General features: G+C 34.7%; 20 protein-coding genes and 2 pseudogenes. 7 read left to right on the forward strand and 15 right to left on the reverse strand.

The features are described 5' to 3' along the window. The first annotated feature begins 36 nt into the window (after positions 1-36). The 6 genes from AEQU1_RS07525 to AEQU1_RS07550 all read left to right on the forward strand — a co-directional run bounded on the left by AEQU1_RS07525 (position 37) and on the right by AEQU1_RS07550 (position 9,605). The gene (locus tag AEQU1_RS07525; protein ID WP_111880090.1) at positions 37-2,271 is read left to right on the forward strand and encodes a TonB-dependent receptor; all 2,235 of its coding nucleotides are present in this window, start codon (positions 37-39) and stop codon (positions 2,269-2,271) included. 30 nt (positions 2,272-2,301) lie between these two features. After that, the gene (locus AEQU1_RS07530) at positions 2,302-2,661 is read left to right on the forward strand and encodes a heavy-metal-associated domain-containing protein (protein ID WP_111880091.1); all 360 of its coding nucleotides are present in this window, start codon (positions 2,302-2,304) and stop codon (positions 2,659-2,661) included. A gap of 348 nt (positions 2,662-3,009) precedes the next feature. Further along, on the forward strand, positions 3,010-3,543 hold the full coding sequence (locus tag AEQU1_RS07535) for a hypothetical protein (protein ID WP_111880093.1): 534 nt from the start codon (positions 3,010-3,012) through the stop codon (positions 3,541-3,543). A 397-nt stretch (positions 3,544-3,940) separates the two neighbouring features. After that, positions 3,941-7,153 (forward strand): SusC/RagA family TonB-linked outer membrane protein, encoded by a 3,213-nt coding sequence (locus tag AEQU1_RS07540; protein WP_111880094.1) that lies wholly within the window; start codon positions 3,941-3,943, stop codon positions 7,151-7,153. An 80-nt stretch (positions 7,154-7,233) separates the two neighbouring features. Then, positions 7,234-8,628 (forward strand): SusD/RagB family nutrient-binding outer membrane lipoprotein, encoded by a 1,395-nt coding sequence (locus AEQU1_RS07545; RefSeq protein WP_258455221.1) that lies wholly within the window; start codon positions 7,234-7,236, stop codon positions 8,626-8,628. A 140-nt stretch (positions 8,629-8,768) separates the two neighbouring features. Beyond that, a complete protein-coding gene (locus AEQU1_RS07550; RefSeq protein ID WP_111880098.1) occupies positions 8,769-9,605 on the forward strand; it encodes a zinc-dependent peptidase in 837 nt (278 codons plus the stop codon). On the opposite strand, the gene AEQU1_RS07555 is transcribed toward AEQU1_RS07550, so the two are convergent. From AEQU1_RS07555 to proC, 11 genes are all read right to left on the reverse strand, one after another. After that, entirely contained in the window at positions 9,586-10,587 is a 1,002-nt protein-coding gene (locus AEQU1_RS07555; RefSeq protein WP_111880099.1) for a YpdA family putative bacillithiol disulfide reductase, read from the reverse strand. The two genes, AEQU1_RS07550 and AEQU1_RS07555, sit on opposite strands and share 20 nt — an antisense overlap. An 8-nt stretch (positions 10,588-10,595) precedes the next feature. Continuing rightward, entirely contained in the window at positions 10,596-11,255 is a 660-nt protein-coding gene (gene rpe / locus AEQU1_RS07560) for a ribulose-phosphate 3-epimerase (RefSeq protein WP_111880101.1), read from the reverse strand. A gap of 5 nt (positions 11,256-11,260) precedes the next feature. After that, positions 11,261-11,659, reverse strand: coding sequence for a BLUF domain-containing protein (locus tag AEQU1_RS07565; RefSeq protein WP_181566735.1), 399 nt, complete (start codon positions 11,657-11,659; stop codon positions 11,261-11,263). 120 nt (positions 11,660-11,779) lie between these two features. Continuing rightward, on the reverse strand, positions 11,780-12,643 hold the full coding sequence (locus tag AEQU1_RS07570) for an RNA polymerase sigma factor RpoD/SigA (protein WP_111880104.1): 864 nt from the start codon (positions 12,641-12,643) through the stop codon (positions 11,780-11,782). Between the two features lie 129 nt (positions 12,644-12,772). Next, positions 12,773-13,396, reverse strand: coding sequence for a hypothetical protein (locus tag AEQU1_RS07575; RefSeq protein WP_111880105.1), 624 nt, complete (start codon positions 13,394-13,396; stop codon positions 12,773-12,775). Between the two features lies 1 nt (position 13,397). Then, positions 13,398-13,943: an RNA polymerase sigma factor gene (locus AEQU1_RS07580; RefSeq protein WP_111880107.1), complete on the reverse strand. Its 546-nt coding sequence runs from the start codon at positions 13,941-13,943 to the stop codon at positions 13,398-13,400. A gap of 16 nt (positions 13,944-13,959) precedes the next feature. Further along, complete coding sequence (locus AEQU1_RS07585) at positions 13,960-14,604, reverse strand: hypothetical protein (protein ID WP_111880109.1); 645 nt, start codon at positions 14,602-14,604, stop codon at positions 13,960-13,962. Positions 14,605-14,615: 11 nt separating this feature from the next. Then, the gene (locus AEQU1_RS07590; RefSeq protein ID WP_111880110.1) at positions 14,616-15,650 is read right to left on the reverse strand and encodes a hypothetical protein; all 1,035 of its coding nucleotides are present in this window, start codon (positions 15,648-15,650) and stop codon (positions 14,616-14,618) included. Between the two features lie 129 nt (positions 15,651-15,779). Continuing rightward, positions 15,780-16,979, reverse strand: coding sequence for a glutamate-5-semialdehyde dehydrogenase (locus tag AEQU1_RS07595; RefSeq protein ID WP_111880112.1), 1,200 nt, complete (start codon positions 16,977-16,979; stop codon positions 15,780-15,782). Between the two features lie 29 nt (positions 16,980-17,008). Further along, complete coding sequence (proB, locus tag AEQU1_RS07600; RefSeq protein ID WP_111880114.1) at positions 17,009-17,779, reverse strand: glutamate 5-kinase; 771 nt, start codon at positions 17,777-17,779, stop codon at positions 17,009-17,011. A gap of 21 nt (positions 17,780-17,800) precedes the next feature. Then, complete coding sequence (gene proC / locus AEQU1_RS07605; protein ID WP_111880115.1) at positions 17,801-18,601, reverse strand: pyrroline-5-carboxylate reductase; 801 nt, start codon at positions 18,599-18,601, stop codon at positions 17,801-17,803. A 766-nt stretch (positions 18,602-19,367) separates the two neighbouring features. On the opposite strand from proC, the pseudogene AEQU1_RS07610 reads away from it, so the two are divergent. Further along, a pseudogene (locus AEQU1_RS07610) lies at positions 19,368-20,326 on the forward strand (IS110 family transposase). Positions 20,327-20,455: 129 nt separating this feature from the next. On the opposite strand, the gene AEQU1_RS07615 reads toward AEQU1_RS07610, so the two are convergent. From AEQU1_RS07615 to AEQU1_RS07630, 4 genes and pseudogenes are all read right to left on the reverse strand, one after another. Further along, positions 20,456-22,078 (reverse strand): M28 family metallopeptidase, encoded by a 1,623-nt coding sequence (locus AEQU1_RS07615; RefSeq protein WP_111880117.1) that lies wholly within the window; start codon positions 22,076-22,078, stop codon positions 20,456-20,458. Positions 22,079-22,262: 184 nt separating this feature from the next. Next, positions 22,263-22,985, reverse strand: coding sequence for a DUF6090 family protein (locus tag AEQU1_RS07620; RefSeq protein WP_111880118.1), 723 nt, complete (start codon positions 22,983-22,985; stop codon positions 22,263-22,265). Between the two features lie 111 nt (positions 22,986-23,096). Continuing rightward, positions 23,097-23,441 (reverse strand): annotated as a pseudogene (locus AEQU1_RS07625) (SAM-dependent methyltransferase); the annotation flags it as partial. A gap of 167 nt (positions 23,442-23,608) precedes the next feature. Continuing rightward, the gene (locus tag AEQU1_RS07630) at positions 23,609-24,964 is read right to left on the reverse strand and encodes an NAD-dependent succinate-semialdehyde dehydrogenase (RefSeq protein ID WP_111880120.1); all 1,356 of its coding nucleotides are present in this window, start codon (positions 24,962-24,964) and stop codon (positions 23,609-23,611) included. Positions 24,965-24,975: the final 11 nt, after the last annotated feature.

The following is a 24,975-nucleotide window of genomic DNA, read 5'->3' on the forward strand; positions in this document are numbered from 1 at the left end:
TTGGAGTAATTACTCATATTTAATCAAATTTAAAAAATGAAAAATCTCTTATATATAATTTTTATACTCCCGCTCTGTATTTTTTCACAGGAAAAAATAACTGGAACAATAACTGAAAATATAAATAACGAAGAAGTGCCGCTTGGAGGCGCAAACGTTTATTGGCTGAATACTTCGGTGGGAGAAGTAACCGATTTTGAAGGTAATTTTGAAATTTCTTATGAGCCTGAATACAAAAAATTGGTGATCAGTTTTGTGGGTTATAAAACTGATACTATTACGGTAAATTCTCCGAAGCAAATAACACATTCATTAAAATCCACCGCTAATCTTGACGAGGTTACAGTTACTGCAAGGCAGAAGGCATCGTCGCGTTCTTTCATCCAATCAGCGAATGTTTTAAACGTAAGTAGCGCCGAACTTTTAAAAGCGGCTTGCTGCAACTTGGCGGAAAGTTTTGAAACGAACCCGTCGATAGACGTTAATTTTGCCGATGCTATTTCGGGAACCAAACAAATTAAAATGCTTGGACTAACGAGTCCGTATATTTTGATTACGACTGAAAATGTGCCGAGCATTCGCGGAGCTTCGCAAGCGTATGGTTTGAGTTTTATTCCGGGAACTTGGGTGGAAAGTATTCAAATTACAAAAGGAGCCGGAAGTGTTGTCAATGGCTACGAAAGTATTGCAGGGCAAATTAATGCCGAATTGCAAAAACCCACTACTGACGATAAGCTTTTTGTAAACGCCTACGGCGCGGGCAATGGACGTTTTGAGCTGAATACGCATCTTAACACAAAAGTTAGTGAGCGATGGAGTACAGGCCTTTATATTCATGGTAATATGCGTGATACTGAATTTGATAAAAACGACGATTCTTTTCTGGATGCTCCATTGATGCAACAAGTGAACGTGATGAATCGCTGGCAATATACTGACACTGAAAACGGATATGTGGGGTTTTTTAACTTTAGATATTTAAATGATGAAAAACAGACTGGGCAATTATCTTTTAATCCAGACAGAGATCGTGGAACCACAAACGCCTGGGGAAGTGAAATAAAAACCCAGCGATTTGATGTTTCGGGAAAATTTGGTTTTGTAAATCCGGATATTCCATGGCGCACAGGTGGATTGCAGCTAGCTTACAGTCATCACGACCAAGAGTCCTATTTTGGATTGAATGATTACAATATTCAGCATAACAGCTTGTATGCCAATTTGCTTTACAATTCAATAATCAGCGATTCGCGACACAAAATTAAAACTGGAGTAAGTGCAACCTATGATGGTTATGATGAATTGGTTTTAACAGAAAGCTATAGTAGGGTTGAAAATTCAGTAGGAGCTTTTTTTGAGTATAATTTTGATAATTTGGGCGATTTGAATTTTACTGCCGGAATTCGTGCCGATGTTCACAATAGGTTGGGAACATTCCTCACGCCGCGCTTCCATTTGCGCTACACACCTTGGGAAAAATCTGCTTTTAGAATTTCAGCAGGAAGAGGAAAACGCAGTGCGAATATTTTTACTGAAAACCAAAGTCTTTTTGCAACTTCGCGCACCTTGAATATTTTAGACAATGGCGGTAAAATTTATGGATTAGATCCGGAAATTGCTTGGAATTATGGCGTTTCATATATGCAAGGATTCAATATTTTTAGTAGAAAAGCAGACATCACTTTCGATTTTTACAGAACCGATTTTGTGAATCAAGTTGTAGTGGATTGGGAAAATCCATCAGAAATAAATTTTTATAATTTGGAGGGTGAAAGTTATTCTAGTAATTTTCAAGTGGAATTTAATTATAATGCTTTTGAACATTTCGATATGCGGCTGGCCTACAAATATTACGATGTGGAAACAACATATTTAAGCGGAAAAAAGCAAACGCCTTTAACACCCAACCATCGCTTTTTTGCAAATGCTTCCTATGAAACACATCAAAATGCAAAAGGAGGAAATTGGAAATTTGACGCAACTTTCAATTATTTGGGCGAGCAGCGGTTTGCTTCTACTGAAAGCTACTTGAATACAATTGGACTTTCAGAATTCTCTCCAAGTGTTTCAACTTTGAATGCACAGGTAACCAAAGTTTTTTCAACTAATTTTGAAATCTATGTGGGCGGGGAAAATATAACCAATGTAACACAACCCAATCCAATTGTGGGAAGCGACTATCCCTTTGGAACAACTTTTGACACCACTTACGTTTATGGACCTATCTTTGGTAGTTCCTATTACGCAGGCTTACGATACAGTATTAATTAACTTAAACAATAAATTTTAAAATCATACTTTATGAAAAATATAATTGCAATTTTAGGAATATTCTTGATTGGAGCTACTGGTTTCGCCCAAAACAAAAATGCAAAAGCAACTATTGATGTAGATGGTGTTTGTGGAATGTGCAAACAACGAATTGAAAAAGCTTCCATTAAAGCTAAAGGAGTAAAGTCTGCCATTTGGGATGTAGATACACATCAATTAGCTCTAATTTATAATGAAGAGAAGACGGATTTAACGAAAATTCAGCAAAGTGTTGCGGACAGCGGGCACGATACGCAAGATATAAAGGCCAAGGATGAGGTTTATGAAAATATTGACCCCTGCTGTAAATATCGCGATCAGCAAGTTATTGACGACCACCAAAACGATTAATTTTTTTCAAGAAAAGCCTATTGTTAAACTTTAGCTAATGAGCGGATAATTTAACAAAGACTCCTTCTACCTTTATATAGTTAATTTTAAAAAATAATTGTTATGTCACAACAACAGCAAAACAAAAAGCCTCAGCCTGCAAATGGTTCACAAGCCAAAAAACAGGATCCTAAGAAGGCTTCGCCAACTGCTCCTAAGAAGAAGTAGTTTTCGGCCGGTCTGTTTCGATAGACCCAAAAACCATCCAGATTTAAAATTTGGATGGTTTTTTTTATTTTACAATAACGTAGTTTGTCTAAGAAGGTATAAAATCATTTTATTTATTTTTACTCCCTAAATAATAATTAGATGAAACAAATTTTAGGAATAGGATCACGTATAGATCATCCCGAACATGGTAAAGGTGTAGTTACAAATGTTACAGCAAAAATGTATTGGGTGACATTTATTGAAAACGGTCTGGAAACAATAGCGACAGATGATGATTTTGAAATTATTGAAGCCGCCGAAGACGAAGTAGATACAGTGAGCTTTTACGAAGTTGAAAAAAGTCTTCGCGATATTTTAAAAAAATGGAATGGATTTAGTGAAATAGTTCCTATTGCAGACAAATGGAAGGGCGGGAATATAGTTTTACAGCCATTGGATAAAAATTTGTCTTCAAAAGAAATTCCTATTGATACTTTTTTTCATAAAATAGTTATGCTTCGGGATAGACTTCGAGTGATGGAACAAAAAATAAATGCCAGTAAAGAACTGGGTGAAATAAATAAAGTAGACCTTCAACAATATATAACACGCTGCTATGGCAGTTTGACTACTTTTAATGTGCTATTCAAGCAAAATACACAGCAATTTAAGGGTGAGAGTTCTTCTAAATAATTATTTGCTGCCAATAATTAAGAATTATGAGTATTGTTCTATTTATGTTGACTTATCTTCAATAAGTTAACATTTCAATAATAAATTTATTAAGCCTCTTAAATTTCGTTTAAACCTCCTAAAGTTAGATTATTTGTGTTGTTTGGAGGAATGTTGATAATGTATTTGAAAATAAATAGTTTTTTTTTGATTTAAAAAAAATCACTTTTATTTTTTAAACACCTCTTGAAACCACTAGGAAATCAAGGGTTTGTATAAAATTAACATAAAAAAGCCCGCTAAACCCTGTTTTTTAATTTAACATTTGGTTAAAATTTTAATAATCTACTTTCATTAAAAGTTGGAATTGTAAGATTTTATTGGCACTTTTGATGTGCTAATTCAAACAAACAAAAAAATGAAAACAAAGTTTAGTGGAATTTTAACACTTTTATTAGTGTTGGTTGTGCAGATTACTTTTGCACAAGAAAAAACGATTTCCGGAACTGTAGCCGATGACACAGGGTTGCCGCTTCCAGGAGTTAATATAATTATAAAAGGTACGAGTACCGGAACGCAGTCTGATTTTGATGGTAACTATTCCATTGACGCTGCACAAGGGCAAACACTTGTTTATAGTTATGTAGGTTTTGAGACCCAAGAGATTGCTGTTGGGGCCTCAAATAAGATGAATGTTACTTTACAGGCTGGTTCAGTATTGGATGAGGTAGTAGTAACTGCACTTGGTGTTTCCCGTGAAAAACAATCATTGGGTTATTCAACACAACAAGTAGAAGGAGAAGATATCTCTACTGTTAAAGGGAACAACTTTACAAATGCCCTTTCTGGTAAGGTTTCTGGTCTTAACATTAAAAGAAACAACAACTTTGGTGGTTCTACCAACGTAGTTATTAGAGGTAATACCTCATTAACTGGAGACAACCAAGCATTGTTTGTTGTTGACGGTGTTCCAATTAGTAACAGAAACACTAACGCTGCCGCTCAAGGTCAAGCGTCTGGTAACTACTATGACTATGGAAATGCTGCTGCTGATATTAACCCAGATGACATTGAATCTATAAACGTATTGAAAGGTGCTGCTGCATCTGCACTTTATGGTTCACGTGCCGCTAACGGTGTTATTATTATTACAACAAAAAAAGGTAAAAAGACCAAAGGCCTTGGAGTTACTATTAACTCAAATGCAACTGTTGGCTTTATTGACAAGAGTACATTTGCTGAATACCAAAATCAATATGGACCTGGTTATGGTGATGACTACTTTACTTTTGAAGATATCAACGGAGATGGTATAGATGATCAAGTTGGAAATTATCAAGATGATGCTTCTTACGGTCCTGCGTTTGATCCAAATCTTTTCATATACCAATATGATTCATTTGATCCAGCTTCACCTAATTACTTAAAGAAAACAGCATATGTTGCTGCTGAAAATGGACCATTGTCCTTTTTTGAAACTCCAATAACTTTAACTAACTCTATTTCGGTTTCAAATGGTTTAGAAAATGGTTCTTACCGTTTGTCATATACCAAATTAGATCAATCTGGTTTATTGCCAAATAGTAGATTGGATAGACATAACTTTATATTGAGTGGAACTTACGACCTATCTGAAAAAATGACAGTGAGCGGTTTTGCTAATTATATTAAAACAGATGCATTGGGACGTAACTCTACAGGTTATAATGACAACGTTGTAGGTAACATGAAACAATGGTGGTCAACAACTACAGATTTACAGGAACAAAGAGATATATACTTTGCAACTAAAAGAAACGTAAGTTGGAACCCTTCTACTTCTGAAATTGGTGCTGCTCCACTTTATTGGGACAATCCATATTGGACAAGATATGAAAACTATCAAAATGACGGTAGAAACCGTTTTATAGGTAACTTTGAATTGAACTACAAATTGGCTAGTTGGTTAAATGTAACTGGTAGAGTTTCTACAGATACTTATAATGAGCAACAAGAAGAACGTAGAGCTTCAGGTTCTGTAGCAACTACCTTCGGTTTAACTCGTGGAAATGTTGATTCTGGTTATTTAAGAAGAGATATTACAGCGACTGAAACAAATTATGACTTGATGTTTAATTTTAATACCAATTTCTCAGAAGGCATCAGCTTTGCAGGTATTTTGGGAACTAACGTTAGAAGAAACGAATTCAATTCATTAACATCTTCAACAGCTGGAGGTTTAATTGTACCAGGACTTTATTCACTTCAGAATACAGTTTCTGCAAACCCTCGTTCATTAGAACAAGCTGAAAAAATTGGAGTTGATGGTATTTATGCCAGTGCTTCTTTTGGTTTTGGAAACATAGTATATTTAGATGGAACAATTAGAAGAGATCACTTCTCTACATTGCCAGTTGATAATAGCGTTTTCTATTATCCTTCAGTATCTACAAGTTTTGTATTCAGCAAGTTGATTAATTCCGACGCTATTAGCTTTGGTAAATTACGTTTAAACTATGCTGAAGTAGGTAATGGTGCACCATTTGATAGATTAGTTGATACTTATACCATCAACAATGATATTGGTACTTCTATACCAAATACTAAAAACAATCCTGAACTTAAGCCTGAAACTACAAAAAGTTATGAAGCAGGTCTTGAAATGAAATTTGCAAAAAACAGAATTGGTTTTGATGTTGCTTACTATAAGTCAAACTCTATTGATCAAATTATCGCAGCACCAGTTTCTGCAGCTACAGGATATACTGGGAAACTTTTGAATGCTGGTGAAATTGAAAATAAAGGTATTGAGGTTTCTTTGAACCTTATTCCTGTAAAGTCAGATAATTTTACTTGGAGCTTAACCGCTAACTGGTCTCAGAACAAGAGTGAAGTATTAGCTCTTCCTGACGGAATCGAAACACTTCAATTAGGAAGTTTTCAAGGAGGAGTTACAGTTAACGCTGTGTTGGGAGAACCTTACGGAGTTATCTACGGTCAAGATTATACCTATTTAAATGGAGAAAAAGTAGTTGATCCAGAAAGTGGTCGATACATAGCTACTGCAACTTCTAATAATATAATCGGTGATACCAATCCAGATTGGTTGGCTGGTATTTCAAACACCTTAACCTATAAGGATATTTCATTTAGCTTCCTTATTGATATTCAAGAAGGAGGAAGTATTTTCTCATTAGATCAATACTACGGACAGTCAACAGGTGTTTATGCCAATACTGCCTATACTAATGATTTAGGAAATCCTGTAAGAAATACAATTGAAAATGGTGGTGGTTATATCAACCCAGGTGTAAATCCTGATGGTTCAGTTAATACCACAAGAACTGATGCTAATGGATTTAGTGGTTTTGGATATGCTGCCTTACCTAACGCTGCATTTGTATATGATGCGAGTTATATAAAATTGCGTCAAGTATCGCTTACTTATACTATGCCATCTAAATTTTTAGACAATACCTTTATGACAGGTTTGTCATTTAGTCTTTCAGGTTCTAATCTTTGGATAATTGACAAAAACATGCCTTATGCTGATCCAGAATCTGGATTGAGCTCTGGTAACTTGCAAGGTTATAGTACTGGTGCATTGCCAACTACCCAAGACTATGGGTTTAATATTAAAGCACAATTTTAATACATAGAAAAATGAAGAAACTGATTTTAATTTTAACGGCGGCAATATTTGCCGTGTCATGTTCAGATAACCTTGAGGATTTGAACGAGAATATAAAAGACCCTGCAAGTGTAAGTGGTGAAAGCTTATTTGCTTCTGCCCAAAAGCAACTTGCTGACCAGGTTGTTACTCCTAACGTTAACCTAAATAACTTAAGGTTATGGACACAACAATTACAGGAAACTACATATACAGACGAGAGTAGGTATAATCAAGTAACCCGTTCAATTCCAGATAACCATTGGAGAGAACTATATCGTGATGTTTTAAAAGATTTAGATCAAGCCTCACAGAATATAGCTGAAACTACTTATCTTACTGATGAGTTAAACGGAAGAAAGCCAAACAAGCAAGCTATCATAGAAGTTTTAACTGTGTATGCTTATAGCAATTTGGTGGAAACTTATGGGGATATTCCTTATACTGAAGCTTTAGATATTGATAATCTTTTGCCGAAATATGATGACGGACTTACTGTTTATAAAGATTTGATTTCTCGCTTAACAGCGGCAATCAATAGTATGGATACTAGTCTGAATAGCTTTGAAAGTGGTGAAGATCTTATGTATAGAGGTGATGTTTCAAATTGGAAAAAATTTGCTAACTCTTTAAAACTTCGTATGGGTATCACGCTTTCTGATGTTGATGCTGGACTGTCACAATCTACAGTACAATCTGCATATACTAGTGGTGTATTCGGAAGCAACGCAGATAATGCTAGCTATATTTACAGAAATGCGGCACCTAACAACAACCCAATGAACAACAATTTGGTGTTGAGCGGACGTAATGACTATGTTGCTGGAAAAACAATCGTTGATATGATGAATGATTTAGAAGATCCACGAAGAGCTGCATACTTTACTACAGTTGATGGTGAATATATTGGTGGAACAATTGGAAGTAGATCTTCTTACGCTAACTTTTCTCACGTTTCAGACCGTATTGTTAATGCAGCTGAACCAGGTGTAATTATGTCTTATGATGAAGTAGAGTTTTTATTGTCAGAGGCAGCAGCAAGAGGATATTCTGTAGGTGGAGATGCCGAGAGCCATTATATAGCAGCTATTACTGCTTCATTTGATTATTGGAATGTTAGTGGTGTTGCTGGATATTTAGCTAAGCCTGAAGTTGACTACACTACAGCTTTAGCAGCAAGTACCTCTACTCCTTCATGGAAAAAGGTAATTGGAACTCAAGCTTACTTTGGCTTGTATAACCGTACTTTTGCTCCGTATCTTTCTGTTAGAAGATTGGATTATCCAGTACTTGTAGAGCCAGTTAGCGCTCAATCTGGTTTTCCAGTAAGATATACATATCCAGTTGGAGAGCAAACTTTAAATGGTCTGAACTATGATTCTGCATCAAGTGCCATTGGCGGTGATGCTCCAGAAACTCAATTATTCTGGGATAAGTTTTATACTTTCGATTTTTAGAAATACAATAAATTTTAATTATAAAAACCCCGGCAGAAATGTCGGGGTTTTTTTATAGACACTATTTACCTCATAATATTATGAAGAAATAAAGCTTTTAATAAAACGTTATATTTAGGCTTTTATAATTTTATTGCTGTATGTATATTTTTTTCCAGTCTGAAGCCTATGCGCCTTGGCTTGCTCCATATGCATATGGAATTGTTTTACTTGGATTTGTTTTTTTTCTATTTAGGGTTTTTGAAAATTTTTATGCAAAAAGTTTTGACAAGCCTCTTTTTAGAAATTATTTGGTTTATAAAAAATTAACCACTTCCCAGGTTAAAATTCTTATATCAAATTTTGAATTTTATAACAAACTTTCAGAGAAACATAAAAAACAATTTCAGCACAGAATAGCTCAATTTCTTTCTGAAAAGCAATATATTGGAAGAGGCGAATTAATTGTTACTGAACAAATGAAGATCTTAGTCGCTGCTATTGCCTGTATGCTTAGTTTTGGAAGGAAAAACTACAAGTATTCTTTGATTAATTTTATTTTAATCTACCCAGCTGAATTTTACAGCACAGTAAACAATAATTTTCACAAAGGGGAATTTAACCCCAAAGAAAGAGCGTTGGTGCTTTCTTGGAAAGACTTTGAAGAAGGTTTTCAAATAAGTAATGATAATTTAAACGTGGGTATACACGAGTTTATGCACGCCATGCAGCTGGAAGCAAAAAATAGGGGAGACATTGATTCCGCTCGTTTCACCAAACAGTTTAAAAATATATTGAATTTATTGACCAAACAGGAAGTCAAGGATCAATTGGATAAAACTAAATTCTTTAGAGCCTATGCCTTTACCAATCAATACGAATTTATGGCTGTGCTTGCTGAATATTTTTTTGAATCTCCACAGGACTTTAAAACCCTTTTCCCAAAGCTATATGATTATACCAAGAAGCTACTAAATTTTAATTTTGCAGGGTATTGACTTTTTTTGAAATATTCTCCGCAATGATTTTAGAATGGATCCGGGAGTTTTCAATAAACCACTTGTGGGTTTCCAATCCTCCACAAATTACACCTGCCAAATAAATTCCTCCCACATTTGTTTCCATTGTTTCAGGATTGTATATGGGAAAATAATTCCCGTCTTGAGAAAATTTAACCCCCAAGCTTTTTAGAAAATTAAAGTCTGGCTTATAGCCAGTAAGTGCTATTACAAAATTATTCTCTAAAACCTCTGTACCTTTGGGAGTCTTTATAAAAACTTCGGGTTCTGTAATTTTTTCTATTTCGGAGTTAAAATATGCTTTAATACTTCCTTCTTTAATCCGATTTTCAATATCTGGTTTTACCCAGTATTTTACTCGATCCCCTATTTCTGAGCCACGAATAACCATTGTTACATCGCCACCTTTACGCCAAATTTCCAAGGCTGCATCTACAGAAGAATTACTAGCACCTACTATTACAACCTTTTGCATCACAAATGGATGTGCTTCTTTGTAATAATGCATAACTTTTGGTAACGACTCACCGGGCACATTTAGCATTTTGGGAATGTCATAAAAACCAGTGCTGACAATGATGTTGTTGGATGTATAAGTATTTTTATTTGAAGTTATGTAGAAGTGATTCTCTACCTTTTTAACTGAAAGTATACTTTCATATAAATTAATATAGAGCTTATTTGAAGTCGCTACCCGGCGATAATATTCCAGAGCTTCGTTTCTTGTGGGTTTCGGATTAATGCTAATAAATGGGATATCGTCAAGTTCAAGTTTTTCCGAAGTGGAAAAAAAAGTCATATTAAGTGGATAGTTATAAAGCGAATTGGTCAATGTCCCTTTTTCAACCACAACATATTCTAGACCTCTCTTTTTACATTCCAGAGCGCAAGCTATACCTATCGGGCCTGCGCCAATAATTAATACATCAAATATTTTTTCAGAAGAGGAAAGAGTGGACATTTATAATATTATTGTACAAGTTTTTTGAGATCTTGAATTGTTTGTGTTGGATTGCTTGCACCAAAAACATAACTACCGGCAACCAAAACATCTGCACCTGCATCTACAAGTTGTTTTGCATTTTTATTGGTTACGCCACCGTCTATTTCAATTTTGGTAGAAGCTCCATTAGCTTCTATAATCTTTTTAAGCTGTATTACTTTTTTATAGGTGTTTTCTATAAAACTTTGACCACCAAAACCTGGGTTAACACTCATCATACATACCAGATCAATATCATTTATAGTATCTTCCAATAAAGAAACATTCGTGTGTGGGTTAATTGCAACGCCTGCCTGCATCCCTTCCGCTTTTATTCCTTGTAGAGTGCGGTGAAGGTGTGTACAAGCTTCAAAATGAACTGAAAGAATATTCGCTCCCAAATCTGCAAATGCCTTAATATAGCGATCAGGATCAATAATCATTAAGTGGACATCCAAAGGTTTTTTGGCATAGGCTGCAATGCTCTTAATAACAGGCATTCCGAAAGAAATATTTGGAACAAAAACACCGTCCATTACATCTAAATGAAACCAGTCGGCTTCACTATTATTTACCATTTCAATATCGCGCTGAAGGTTCGCAAAATCTGCTGCAAGTATGGATGGGGCTATTATTATGTTTTTCATGTAGCTTAAAGTAAGAAGGGTTCTATTAGTGTTTTGAGGTTTTTTGGATATTTATTTTCAAAATCATATTGGGATAGATATGTGTTTAATCTTTCAATATCTGCTTTAGTCTTCATAATACTGAAATTTGCTTCATAATTCTCAAAAATTCGATTTTCAATTTTTTGATCCAATATTATTAAAATATTCTTATGTCTTTTATCTTTTCGAATAGTTGCGAAGAGTTCATTTACGGTTTCTTTATTACCCTCAAGAACTTGAAGAAAAAAATTATTGTTATAGAGAAGCGCTCCAGTAATATTAAGGGTTGGATTTATCGCTAAGATATATTTAAACAGCTCTTCCAGCTCTGAATTTTTCAGCGCTTCGGTTTGTTTGCTTAAATAACAGATTGTATGTTCCATTATAATGTAAAGATAGAAAAAACCTCCGGTAATCAGCCGGAGGTCATTCATCAATCAAAAAACGAACAGTATTTTCTCAGGCAAGCTGAGAAACTGATACTGTAAGTTATCTTTAAGGGATTAACCCAAATAAGTCATCAATATTTTACTTCTTGAAGTGTGCTTTAATCTTCGGATTGCTTTTTCCTTAATTTGACGAACGCGTTCGCGAGTAAGATCAAAAGTTTCACCTATTTCTTCCAAAGTCATTGGGTGTTGATCGCCAAGACCAAAGTACAAACGAATAACGTCTGCTTCACGAGGAGTAAGGGTTTCCAAAGCTCTCTCAATTTCAGTTCTAAGTGATTCGTGCAATAATGCGCGGTCTGGGTTTGGACTTTCACCACTACGCAAAACATCATAAAGGTTACTGTCTTCTCCTTCAACAAGCGGGGCATCCATCGATACGTGACGCCCTGAGTTTTTCATGGACTCTTTTACGTCGTTGATGGTCATGTCCAATTCTTTTGCAATTTCTTCTGCAGAAGGTGGGCGCTCATTGGCTTGTTCCAAATAAGCGTACATTTTGTTTATTTTGTTGATGCTTCCAATTTTGTTCAATGGCAAACGTACAATACGAGATTGTTCTGCCAAAGCTTGCAAAATAGACTGGCGAATCCACCAAACAGCGTATGAAATAAATTTAAAACCACGCGTTTCGTCAAAACGTTGTGCGGCTTTAATAAGGCCAAGATTTCCTTCATTGATAAGATCTGGAAGGGTAAGCCCTTGGTTTTGGTATTGCTTTGCCACCGAAACAACAAAACGAAGGTTAGCTTTGGTCAATTTTTCCAAAGCAAGTTGGTCACCCGCTTTTATGCGTTGTGCCAATTCTACTTCTTCGTCTGCGGTGATTAAGTCAACTTTTCCAATTTCTTGTAGGTACTTGTCTAATGAAGCAGTTTCCCTGTTGGTTACCTGCTTGGTAATTTTAAGTTGTCTCATTTAAGGTTTGTCCTGTAGATTAAGGTTTAACTTGTGTATTAAGTTATACGTAACAAACGCCGAAAAGGTTACAAGGGTTTCAACTTTTTTTAAGATTTTGCTGATTCAGATTATAGAAAATAGTATCTCTTATTCAAGACTGTCATTTTTTTTGGTTGCTGTTGTATCCGAAGATTTATACTCTTTTAATATTAAACTGTCAATTTCACTTTTACTATTGGTTACTATTTGCTTCCCGTCCTTACTATTGTAATAGTAATATTTTTTAGAGACGGTATATGTTTCATCAATATTATTCTTTTTAGAAGTAGATTTTTTTGTTTTGTTTTCAGAATCTATTTGTGAAGATTTTTCAATTTCATTAGCTGTTCTGATTTCTAATGCGTTAGGGTTTCTGAAAAGTTTTTCGTCCCCATTCTTTTTAAAATTTAAAGAATCCACTTTTAAGTTTTCAATAACAGTTTTGAGTGATTCTTTTTTAGTATAAGTATTGTTTTCTTCTGTTAAAGAATTTTTGTTTTCTTGTGTTTGTAAATTTGAATGCAAGAAAAGTTCAGAGCCAAACATTAAAACTAAGCCTAATAAAACAGAAACTCCGCCACCTATGAGCCAATAGAAAAGAATTCTTTTTTTTCTGCGTTTCTCTTCATCCAATGAAGTATTTATTTTTTCCCAAAGACTTTTATTGGGAATCTTTTTTCCGTCGTTCAGCTTGTTTTCAAAAAGCGCTCCTATATCTTTCTTTTGTCCCATTTTAATGTGCTTTTGGTTTAAGGGATTTATTTATTGCAATAATTTGTTCCCGTAAAATCAGCTTTGCGCGGTGATAGTTTGATTTTGATGTTCCTTCGGAAATATTTAAAACCGCTCCAATTTGCTTGTGCGAAAAACCATCCATTTGGTAAAGGTTAAAGACAAGTCTGTATTGATCCGGAAGATCTTGAATAAGCTTTAGAAGCTGCTCCAAATTAAGATTTTCGGTTTCTTCAACAGTAATTGTTTCTTCTAGGATATCATCTTTTATTTCGATATTGATAGGTTTGATTGCTTTATACTTATCAATGGCTTTATATATGGTTATCCGCTTCATCCAACCTTCAAAAGATCCTTTGTGTTTGTAGGTTTTTATTTTTTGAAAAATTGTTATAAAAGAATCGTGCAAGTTATCCTCGGCATCTACATCATTCCTGCAGTATTTTAAAGAGGTAAAATATAGGGTGTCTTTATATTGTCGGAACAGCTCATTTTGGGCTGCCCGGTTGTTTTTAATACACTGTTTTATTAATTCTTCTATTTTCAAATAGGCTTTATTAAGTTTAAAATGAGCGTATAGGTCGCACGATCATCTTGTTATCTTTTCCGGTATATAATGTTCTATCATCTGGAAAAGCCGTTGTCATTGAAAAATCATACACCTGATAATTTAAATATAAAAAACCTCCATTTCCATCATTTGTTCCCCAACCTTCTGAAGAACTTGCATACATAATATAGGCTTCATTTGGATCGTTGTTTAAATCTGGAAAACCTCCAATCAAATCTCTATTTTCATAGATTAATGCCAATTCCTCAATTGAAGGCAAATACCAATCGTTAAAACCATTTGCGTTTAAGTCGAAAGACAAACTAGCCGCACTATCTGATTCGTCACAAAAATTAATTATTGCAAGTGTGTTTTGTGCACCATAGCCAATTCCGTCATTTTGGGCGATTGGAGCTGTTGGAGGTATTGGATTTGGTTGATGGAAACAACCCCAAGCAGCTTCTGCAAGATCTGATTGGTAGGCAATTAATCCATGTTCCTGTGTATCGTCTAAGTAGAATATAATTCCCCCTTGATATTCCTGTCCGATTTCTAATACTAAGTTTTCTTCTGGTGTGTCATCATTATTGCTACAAGCAGAAAATAACAACGCTACAATTAATAATTTGCCGAAATATTTTAGCTTATTTTTTTTCATAATTTTTTAAATTAACAGTTAATAGCTTTTAAAATTATTGGAACATAAGCCCGCGGGTTACCTGTACTAATATCATCAAATCTAATATAAATTATTTGTGGGTTTCTAATGTTTTCATACATTAAATTGGTAATAGGGTTTGTTTCTGCAAGCATATCTTCGTAGGTTTCATAATAATTCCAAGTTATAACTGAAGGATCTGAAATACCTGTGAATGGGAAGAAACATTCAAAATAACTCTCCAAATCAAAAATCGATCTTTGGGAACCGGGCTGGGTTTCACATTCTTCAAAAAGAAATTTTCTGCAGGGTTCGTAGCAATCCTTAGTAAGAAGAAAACTATCTGTGCCATTTTCTATTTGCATTTGCGTTTCGTCAAAATTGATTACTTTCCAATCAAAATTCCAATCATTACTAACACTTTCGCCGCCGGTTAAGAATATATTGAGATGCAATTCATCCTCAATAAAATAAGTAACCCAAGTTCCGCTAAAAGCGTTTTCTTGAAAATAGAGTCCCACATTTCCGGAATAATTTACTTCAAAGTAAGAACCTTCATATTCACTATTGGGGCCGTCAAGATGTTTAACTTTCCAGATGCAAGTAGATTGGCAGAGTATATTATTGCAGGTTGTAATTGTGTCTGCCTGTATACATTTATCAATTGCTTCTTTTAACTCGTCATTATTATTAATCACATAATGCTCTCCATTATTTAATATACTGGTTATTGGATAGCTTAGGCTAATAGATTTTCCTTCCTCTAACATGCCCAAAAACTCACTAAATTCTATGTCACTTTGTATAACTTGATTATCGAAAATATCCATATTCTCATCATAAATAACCAATGTAAAAGCATAATTAAAATCAATACAGGTTATTTCGTTTTCAAAATCTTTTCCCGCTGCTCTCTCTATAAGATTATAGAGTTCAGAATCTACCTGAATAACTTTTGATGGGTCTGCTTTACTTATAGGCTCGTCTTCACAGGAATTGAAAAAAGTGATGAGAAGGATAAGGGGTAAATAAAGAAAGTTTTTCATAATAGTTTTATTACGTTGTTACCCTATAGTCTGAAAATTTTTAAAAAGTTGCGTGACGTTTAAAAAAAAATGCCTTCAATACCGAAAGTACGGTAATGAAGGCATTTTAAAATTATTAAAGTTTAGAATTTAAACACGCACTTGACCATCTCCATAAACATAATATTTATTGGTAACAAGTTGTTTTAAGCCTAATGGTCCACGATGGTGCAATTTGTCTGTGCTAATGGCAAGTTCTGCACCAACACCCATTTGCCCACCATCTGTAAAGCGAGTAGAGGCATTGTGATATACAGCAGCGCTATCCACATTTTCCATAAACTGTTGTGCTTTTTCAACGTCTTCGGTAAGAATAACGCTTGAATGACCGCCGCTATATTTATTTATTTTCGAAATGGCTTGGTCTATTTCACCAACGCTTCCAATGGCGATTTTAAGAGCTAAAAACTCTTCACTCCAAGTGGTTTTATTTGGAATAGATTTATTTTCTGAAAGCACTTTCTTTATTTCATCATCTACCAAAATTTCTACTTTGGCTTTCTCTAAAACTTCTTTTAATTCTTGAAGACGGGTTTCATAATGGGGAAGTTTTTTATCAATTAAAACTTTATCCAAAGCATTACAACCTGAAATTTTATCAGTTTTTGCATTTAGAATTACTTGAAGTGTTTTTACCCAATCTGCATCTTCGGCAACATATAAAAAGTTATTTCCTCTTCCGCTAATTAAAACGGCACATTTTGCATTCTCCTTTACAAAATTAATCAATCGCTCTCCACCTCGGGGAACAATAAGATCCAATGGTTCGGTTGGGTTTTTAAGAAACGCTTGGGTTTCTTCTCTGTTTAATACTAACATTTTAATCCAGTTGTTTTCCAGTCCATTTTCTGCTAGTGATTTGTGCCAGCAAGCCACCAATTCTTTATTACTATTATAGGCTTCTTTACCACCTTTCAATAAAATTTTGTTATTCGCTTTAAAAGCTAAAACAGCAGCTTCCACAGTAACATCTGGTCTGGATTCATAAATAATCATAATTGTTCCAAATGGCGCTGTCTTGTTTATGATGTTAAGTCCGTTATCTAGTTTAATATTAGAAATTTCCTGATTAACGGGATCTTCTTGCGCACGTACTTCAGAAATAGCTTTTATCATTCCATCAATTTTGGAATTGTCAACTACCAGACGATCGTATAATGCTTGGTCTTCTTTTTCAAAAGCTTCCAGGTCTTTTTTATTGGCATCTAAAATAGCCGTTCGGTTTTGATCTATGTTTTTTATCATAGAATCAAGTACTTTATTTTTTAATTTAGTGTCTATCAATTTCATATGTTCTCTCTTCAATTTTTAAATTATTATTATGCGTAAAATTTTGTTCCGATTTTTTTTCCATTCAGAATATCTACAATAACATTTTGCTGTTTTCCATTTGCGATATAGGTAGGGATATTTTTTCGGGCAGTTTCTTTGGCAATTTTCAATTTAGACTTCATTCCACCACGACCTTCACCTTCACCTTTTCGGGATTTCTGGACATATTGTTCAACTTCTTCGCCATGATGCACTTCTTGAATTTTTCTTGAATCCTCATCATCTGGATGCCCAGTATATAGCCCATCTGTATCTGTCAATATAATTAAAGCGTCTGCATTAATTAGCTCTGCTACTAAACTTGCCAATTCATCGTTGTCGCTGAACATAGACAGTGTCAATGATACGGCATCATCTTCATTGGCAATGGGAACAATTCCTTCGTCAAGCAAACCTTCATAACAGTTAATCATGTTTTCACGGTGTTTTCCTGGTGAAAAATCACGCTTTGTTGCCAGAATCTGTGCGCAACGCATACCGTGATCGTGAAATAAACTGTAGTAATGGCGCATCATTCGGGGCTGTCCTACTGAAGAATAAATCTGTCTCCGGGTAGAATCATCTTTTGCTCTACACTCGCCTAAAACTTCTTTTCCGGCAATTGCAGACCCCGATGAAACTAAAACAGGCATGTACCCATTTTCATACACTACAGCAATTTGACGGACGAGTTCATTTAGAATTGGACCTACAATTCTATTATCTCTATTCGTCATAACGTTGGTTCCTACTTTTATAACCACTCGTTTTTTATTCATAACTTTTATTTTGGTATTTGTTTATTTTCCGAGCTCTGTTGCTCTATCAAATGCTGCGTATGCAGCTTCTTTAATTAATTCTTTAACGTTGTTATCTTCCATGGAATCTAAGGCGGCACGTGTTGTACCTCCTTTTGAGGCGACCATATCCATCCATGCATTTGGGGAAAGGTCTGAATCATTGAACAATGCAACGGCACCTTCAAATGTTTGGGTGACTAATATTTTTGAATCGTTTTGAGAAAAGCCCATTTTTAAAGCTGCTTCCATCATAGATTGCATAAAGTAAAAAACGTAGGCGGGACCACTTCCAGAAATACCGGTAGAGGCATTAATGAAGTTTTCATTCTGCACATGGATAGCTTCTCCTGTGGTATCTAAAAGATTGCGAACCATTATTAATTCAATACGGCTTACTTCTTTTGATTCTGTAAATGAAGTCATTCCCAAGCCTACCTTTGCGGGAAGATTAGGCATAGCTCGAACTACTTTTTTAATCCCTAATCCTTCTTGTATGGTATTGATTGTAATACCTGCCATTAAGGAAATAAAAAGCTGACTTTCATTTACATGTTTTTTTATGGAATTAAATAATTCTTCACTGTGATAAGGTTTCACGGCTATAAAAACAACGTCCGCCTTTGGAAGGCAATCGTCAATTTTATCGTAAACATCAAAATTTGGAATTTCCCTTAACTCCAATGTTTTTTCTGGTGAAACGTCATAGATCATCAAATTTCTGCGATTTAAATAGGGCGATTTTGCCATGCCTTCCGCATAGGTCAATCCCATATTTCCTGCTCCAATTACTAGTACTTTCATAGTTAGTTTTATTATTTAGGGTATATAGGTGCAAGGACTGTACTGTAAAGGGATATTATTTTTAATTATATTCTATATTAGAAATAAAGAGAGGATAAGCCGCTGTTTAAACAAGCTGGGAAGAGTTCCTTAAAATTTTGTTAAATTTTTTAATAGATATGGACATCCTGCAAATGTGTCGGCATATAGGCAGTATCGGCTAAAACACTGCTAATGTGGCATAGAAACACAGCCTCCCAATTTTTGGAATTGAAGGCGTCTTTAAATTTATTTGATTTAAATTTTATATTCGGATTATGTCCACAGTATTTTTTATGAAGCTCAACGCTTCGCAAGAATTTGGGTCGCCAAGAATAATTAAAATCACAGGCTTTTTCTCTTATTCATAGGTTAGTATAAATATAGTTGCGGGTTTTACGAGGATTTTCTACAGGAAAATAAGATGTAGTAAACTTGCAACAACCTTTAATTAAGCCCAAAATTGAGCAATTATTTTTATACATCTTAAGTTTGATTTTTAATAAATCAGTTAACTTTAAGTATTAATCAGAAAGAACAAAAGAGCGGAGTAAGGTTATGTTATACGGTGAAGCTTTCGACTTCGGCAATCCCGAAACTTCGGAAATAATCCCCGCTCTTTTACTACTTACATCACGTTCAGTTCTGTGAGGCCTAGACTTAGTTTTCAAGCGCTGTACTGAGCCTGTCGAAGTGTTGTTGTAACCCACGTAGCTGGTTCTTTCATAAGATCAGTTCCTATGAATAAATATATAAGGAAACTTTTGGAGTTGACATCAGCAAGGATGTCTTTGATGTACACGGCAGTACCAGTAGCCACAACCAGTTCAAAAATGATGAAAAGGGGTTTAAAATTTTTTTAAAGATACTTCCTAATGATTCAATCGTGGTTATGGAAGCCACAGGCTACTACCATTACAGGCTCGCACAGTTTATTTACAAAAACAATGTTGGTGGTAACGGTAGTAAACCCTTTGTCGGTAAAGCGATTTATACAGATGAAGCTTGCCAAGGTAAAGACCGAAAAGAGCGACGTCAAGGCCATCTGCGAGTATGCACTGATTAATGAGGTGTCTTTGTACAGTGCCCTCATGTGTAGGCAGAGTGTTTACAGCTGTTTCGTTTAATGGACAGCTACCTTAAAAAGCGTACCGCTACTAAAAACAAACTGCATGGTGAGGAAACCTTGGGAATACCATCCAAGTTCGTGTACCGTTCTTTAAAGCGGGATAAAAAGCACTTGGATAAAGAACTTGCTGGGATCGAGCAACGCCTGTTATCGCTTATAAATCAAGAGAAGCAGCACCAGCTCACACTTTTGCAGACCGTTAAAGGCATAGGCAACAAGACAGCTTTATTTTTAATTGTGGTAACCGATGGTTTTTCCAAGTTCGAGACGGGAGCACAACTTTGTAGTTATGTGGGTATCACGCCTACTATTAGTGAATCTGGAAGTAGTGTACGTGGTCGTAGCAGGATCAGTAAGGTTGGCAATAAGAAACTTCGTAACCTATTATTTCTTTGCGCCTTCGATGCCTGTAAGACAAGGCGTGCCGAGAGCTATACCAGCGCATCGTAAACAAAGGGAAGAGTAAGAAACTCGCGCTTATAGCGGTTGCAAATAAGCTTTTGAAACAGTGTTTTGCTATTGCAAAATCAGGGCTTCCTTATGATCCGGAATTCGTTTCGGTGCTTACTGGAAAATAATTGAGTTTCAAACAAAAAAATAGCTTACATATCTATTTTTTCAATCTGTAAGCCTAGAATAATAGTGTCAAAAATTAATGAAGAAATGTCTTGTTTTTTACCTCAGTTCTTTGTTGGCATAGTTTTAATTTATTTTCTTGCTACTTTAAACTCACTGCCATCATACCATTTTGGGAAATAATCTTCATTAGATAATTTCAGTCCTACATTATAAAATAGCTGTAGGTCTAATCTAATACCGCTCAATTCAAAGGTTTTAGCATCGTAATTATCTGATACCTGATGGTATTTAAATGCTCCATAATTATCATTAAACGCTTTCACTTCTTCAATACTATTATTAAATCCTTCATAAGTACCAGCAGCATACAACGCAGGGATCCCAATTTTGGCAAAATTAAAATGGTCTGATCTGAAGAAACCGCCCATTTCTGGCGTTGGATCTGGGATGATGTACCTGTTTTGTTCTTTGGCTGCTGTTTTTGCGTATTCGTCCATTTCGGACTGACCAAATCCAGTAATGGTTAAATCTTTCATTTCTCCTAGACTAGCAATCGCATCCATGTTTATATTGGCAACCGTTTTTTCTGGGTCGAATATAGGGTTTGCAGCATAATAGGCAGAACCTAATAAGCCTTGTTCTTCCCCAGTTAATGCGATAAACACAATAGATCGTTTAGTAGGTTTACTTTTCTTAAATGCTTCTGCTATTGCTAATAAACCAGCTGTACCTGTCGCATTATCTACCGCTCCATTGTAAATAGAATCACCTTTTATGGGTTTACCTACACCTAAATGATCCCAATGTGCAGAATAGATGATTATTTCATCCTTTTGATCTGTTCCAGGTATCATGGCAACTACATTTTTAGAAACATCTTTTTTAATTTTATTTTCAATACTAACGGAAACATTTAAATCTAATGGAATAGGTTGAAAATTTTTATCATGTGCAATAGTTTTATAATCTTGTCCTTTCATGGCTGATACATCAAACATTTTTTGAGCACTTTCATTAGTTATCCAAGATTCTACAGCTAAAAGTGGTGAATCGCTTTCAATTACCAATTTAGCGCCACTCCAACTAGATTCTATCACATTCCAGCCATAAGAAGCCGGTTCAGTTTCATGAATTATAATTACTCCGGCTGCACCTTGTCTTGCTGCTTCTTCATATTTGTATGTCCAACGGCCATAATAGGTCATTTCGTTGCCTTTAAATAATGTTGAATCTGCTGATTTAAAGCCCGGATCATTGATTAAAACAACGGCTGTTTTTCCTTTCCAGTCAATGCCTTCATAATCATTCCACCCATATTCGGGAGCAACAATCCCGTAACCAGCAAACACAAGTTCTGAGTTTTCAAGACTCACTTCTGTGACTGTTTTATTTGTGGTAGCTACAAAATCTTTTAAGTAAGCTAAATCAAAACTTTTATTTTTGTCACTAATTGTCATGTGTTTAGAAGGTGTTCCGTCAATTTCTACCATTGGAACAACTTGAAAAAAACTTTCACCATTCCCTGGTAAAAGCCCGAGTTTCTCAAACTCATCTTTTAAATAACTTACGGTTTTTACTTCTCCTTCAGTAAATGGTTTTCTTCCTAGAAATTCATCTGATGATAGCCGTTCAATATGATTGCCAATAGTTGTTTGATTTACTGCAACAATGTTTGTGTCTAACTTTTTGTTGTTGTTACAACCACTAAAAAGCACTGTTACTATTAAAATTTTTAAATATTTTTTCATCATTTATATTTTAAATTGAATGTGCGGTTTAATTATTGTGAACGGTTTTGTGTATGATTTCGTTACGTGTTTCAGCAACTAAATTAGTAAACTAAAACGAACCAGAGGAAATTCCGAAGGAATTTCCAAGTAGACGAGAACTAGCAATGAATTATACACTTTAGTACTTTCGTTATTTTTTATTCAGCTATTGTTCTAATTCTTTGTCAATTTGAGCAATAATATCTATAAGACTTTCTTGGTTTATGACAAATGTCCTCCAATAATAAAAATTCTTTGATTCAAAATAAATATTAAGATCAGCTATTAAATTTTTATCCGTTAAATCACTAATATTTTTATATGGCTTGTATGTTATTATATGAGCATACTTATAATCTAAATCCGATGAACTCTGCCTCAAGATTTCAAATAAATTTTCATTGGTAGGTGCATTAAAAGTATAAAACCTTTGAATATTTGAATATAAGGTGTCATTTATTATAAGATCAGAATTGCCATCAGCAATCATAGCATCATATGCACTTGTGTTTGATCGAAAGGGCATATCATATCCAAATAACTCCGAATAAGATATTTTGCTAATAGTATCAAAGCCTGCAAAGGAAGCTATTTCTTTACGAGGATTAAATGAAGGTAAAATCTTTTTAAAGTACATAATCTCTCTTCCCCAATAAGGTTTTAATTCTTCGATTAACTCTAAATCTTTAAACATATCCGAACGAATTTCTTTTAAGATTGTGGTAGCTTTCATTTTGCCTTTTTGAACTTCATTCCAATTATTAATCTGCAAAGCAATCAGAATTCCAATTACCACTAATAGAATTTCACCAATCGCATAAATCAGATATTTACTGAATTTATTTTCAATCAGCATTTTTTGTCTAATTTTTCTAAAGAATTTTATCATTGGTTAGCGGTTTCTGATAATGAAGCACACGGTCTTGTGTATTAAAAGTAGTGCTGAAAATAAGCGATAATTTTCGGATACAACACAAGCCGAATTTTTAAATTTTACTAATTATTTTATTTTTAGGAATTTGTCCACCGAAGGATTACTGTTTCCAAAAGGTGTTAAATGGTCTTCTGTTATACTGTTTATTTTTTCAAATCCGTTGTTAATTCCTCTTCGTTGTATTGTTTTATTTCTAGACCACTACATTTTTCAGGTCCATTCTTTTGAAAAGGTTCCGATTGTCAAGAATCCGTTTACCGAATTTCTTGCGGTTTTCATATATTTTTTTATTTGCTCAGTCGTTGTAAGAAAATGAAAGGTTGCTCTATCGTGCCAAACATCAAAAGTCATATTTGTTTCAAATTCCGTAATGTCGCTTACAATCCAATTTACTTTATTTGCTTTTTCTCCAAATGGGTTTGTTAACGCTTTATTGATTTGAAATACGTAATGTTCATTATGCATATTTTCTTAGTAATTTTTTACAAATGTGGTATAATATATTTTGTCGTCGATATAAAGTAACTTAAATTGTAAATCCTTCTTTTTTTACTTTTATATTGTACTAATAAAAAAACCTACTTCAAATAAATCGTCTTTCGGTTTACAAATTCCATCATTCCGTCTTTGGAAAGTTCGCGACCGTAGCCTGATAGTTTAGTTCCTCCAAATGGTAATCTTGGGTCAGATTTTACGAGTTGATTTATAAAATATGCGCCGTCGCTTACTTTATTGGAGTGGCTTAATGCCAGTTCTGTATTTTTTGTGCAAACGGTTACGCCCAATCCGTATTTTGAGTTTTCTGAAAGTTCGAATGCGTGTTCTATGCTTTTAGCTTTAATCATTGCAGCTAAAGGTCCAAAACTTTCTTCATCAAAAGCTGCCATTCCAGGTTTTACATCGCCCAAAATAGTTGGTTCGTGGAAACATCCTTTTTGTTTGCCGCCGTGTATTAATTTTGCGCCTTGTTTCACAGATTCTTTTACTTGTTTTTGTAATTGGTCCGCAAGGTCTTTTCGTGCCAAAGGGCCGATTGTTGTTTCTTCATTAATCGGATCGCCTTCTTTTAAACCTTTTACGGCTTTGGTAAATTTTTCAACGAATTCGTCATAAATGCCTTCCAATAAAATAAAGCGTTTTGCCGCAATGCAACTTTGGCCGCTATTCATCATTCGTGCCGTTAGGGCAATTTCTACCGTTTTATCTATATTTGCATCTTCCCAAACTATAAAAGCGTTGCTGCCGCCAAGTTCTAATACTGTTTTCTTTATATATTTTCCGGCTAAAGATGCTACGGTCGAGCCCGCTTTTTCGCTTCCTGTTAATGTTATTGCTTTTATGGCATCGTGTGCAATAATTTGTTCAGTTACATCGTGGTCAACAATTAGATTTTGGAAAACGTGTTTTGGATAACCAGCTTTTGTAAATACATCTTCAATCATTTGGGCACAGCCAAAAACGTTTGATGCATGTTTTAAAAAGCCTACATTTCCTGAAGTAAGAGTAGGTGCTGCATACCTAAAAACTTGCCAAAAAGGAAAGTTCCATGGCATTACGGCAAAAATACCGCCAATTGGATTATGGCTTACAAAACTTTTTGTTGCGTCACTTTCTATAATTTCATCGGCTAAGAAAGTTTTCGCATTTTCAGCATAATAATCACAAACTGTAGCACATTTATTTACTTCAGATTTAGATTCGGTAATGGGTTTTCCCATTTCCAAGGTAATCATCTTAGCATATTCGTCTACATTATCACGAAGAACTTGTCCTGCTTTTTTAATAAGTGCACAACGTTCTTTCAGCGGAACATTTCGCCAAGATTGAAAAGCTTTTTGACTGTTCTCTAATTTTTCAACCAACTCTTTATTGGTTAATGCTTTATATGTTTTTATTTCTTTTCCGTTATACGGATTTACACTTTTAAATTCCATATTATTCAGTA

Source organism: Aequorivita sp. CIP111184, assembly GCF_900489465.1.
Lineage (GTDB): Bacteria > Bacteroidota > Bacteroidia > Flavobacteriales > Flavobacteriaceae > Aequorivita.

What these genes read in the sequence shown, in the direction of transcription:
- AEQU1_RS07525 (WP_111880090.1), top strand. Translation starts at nt 37, where the DNA reads ATGAAAAATCTCTTATATATAATTTTTATACTCCCGCTCTGTATTTTT.
- AEQU1_RS07530 (WP_111880091.1), top strand. Translation starts at nt 2,302, where the DNA reads ATGAAAAATATAATTGCAATTTTAGGAATATTCTTGATTGGAGCTACT.
- AEQU1_RS07535 (WP_111880093.1), top strand. Translation starts at nt 3,010, where the DNA reads ATGAAACAAATTTTAGGAATAGGATCACGTATAGATCATCCCGAACAT.
- AEQU1_RS07540 (WP_111880094.1), top strand. Translation starts at nt 3,941, where the DNA reads ATGAAAACAAAGTTTAGTGGAATTTTAACACTTTTATTAGTGTTGGTT.
- AEQU1_RS07550 (WP_111880098.1), top strand. Translation starts at nt 8,769, where the DNA reads ATGTATATTTTTTTCCAGTCTGAAGCCTATGCGCCTTGGCTTGCTCCA.
- AEQU1_RS07555 (WP_111880099.1), bottom strand. Translation starts at nt 10,587, where the DNA reads ATGTCCACTCTTTCCTCTTCTGAAAAAATATTTGATGTATTAATTATT.
- rpe (WP_111880101.1), bottom strand. Translation starts at nt 11,255, where the DNA reads ATGAAAAACATAATAATAGCCCCATCCATACTTGCAGCAGATTTTGCG.
- AEQU1_RS07565 (WP_181566735.1), bottom strand. Translation starts at nt 11,659, where the DNA reads ATGGAACATACAATCTGTTATTTAAGCAAACAAACCGAAGCGCTGAAA.
- AEQU1_RS07570 (WP_111880104.1), bottom strand. Translation starts at nt 12,643, where the DNA reads ATGAGACAACTTAAAATTACCAAGCAGGTAACCAACAGGGAAACTGCT.
- AEQU1_RS07575 (WP_111880105.1), bottom strand. Translation starts at nt 13,396, where the DNA reads ATGGGACAAAAGAAAGATATAGGAGCGCTTTTTGAAAACAAGCTGAAC.
- AEQU1_RS07585 (WP_111880109.1), bottom strand. Translation starts at nt 14,604, where the DNA reads ATGAAAAAAAATAAGCTAAAATATTTCGGCAAATTATTAATTGTAGCG.
- AEQU1_RS07590 (WP_111880110.1), bottom strand. Translation starts at nt 15,650, where the DNA reads ATGAAAAACTTTCTTTATTTACCCCTTATCCTTCTCATCACTTTTTTC.
- AEQU1_RS07595 (WP_111880112.1), bottom strand. Translation starts at nt 16,979, where the DNA reads ATGAAATTGATAGACACTAAATTAAAAAATAAAGTACTTGATTCTATG.
- proB (WP_111880114.1), bottom strand. Translation starts at nt 17,779, where the DNA reads ATGAATAAAAAACGAGTGGTTATAAAAGTAGGAACCAACGTTATGACG.
- proC (WP_111880115.1), bottom strand. Translation starts at nt 18,601, where the DNA reads ATGAAAGTACTAGTAATTGGAGCAGGAAATATGGGATTGACCTATGCG.
- AEQU1_RS07615 (WP_111880117.1), bottom strand. Translation starts at nt 22,078, where the DNA reads ATGATGAAAAAATATTTAAAAATTTTAATAGTAACAGTGCTTTTTAGT.
- AEQU1_RS07620 (WP_111880118.1), bottom strand. Translation starts at nt 22,985, where the DNA reads ATGATAAAATTCTTTAGAAAAATTAGACAAAAAATGCTGATTGAAAAT.
- AEQU1_RS07630 (WP_111880120.1), bottom strand. Translation starts at nt 24,964, where the DNA reads ATGGAATTTAAAAGTGTAAATCCGTATAACGGAAAAGAAATAAAAACA.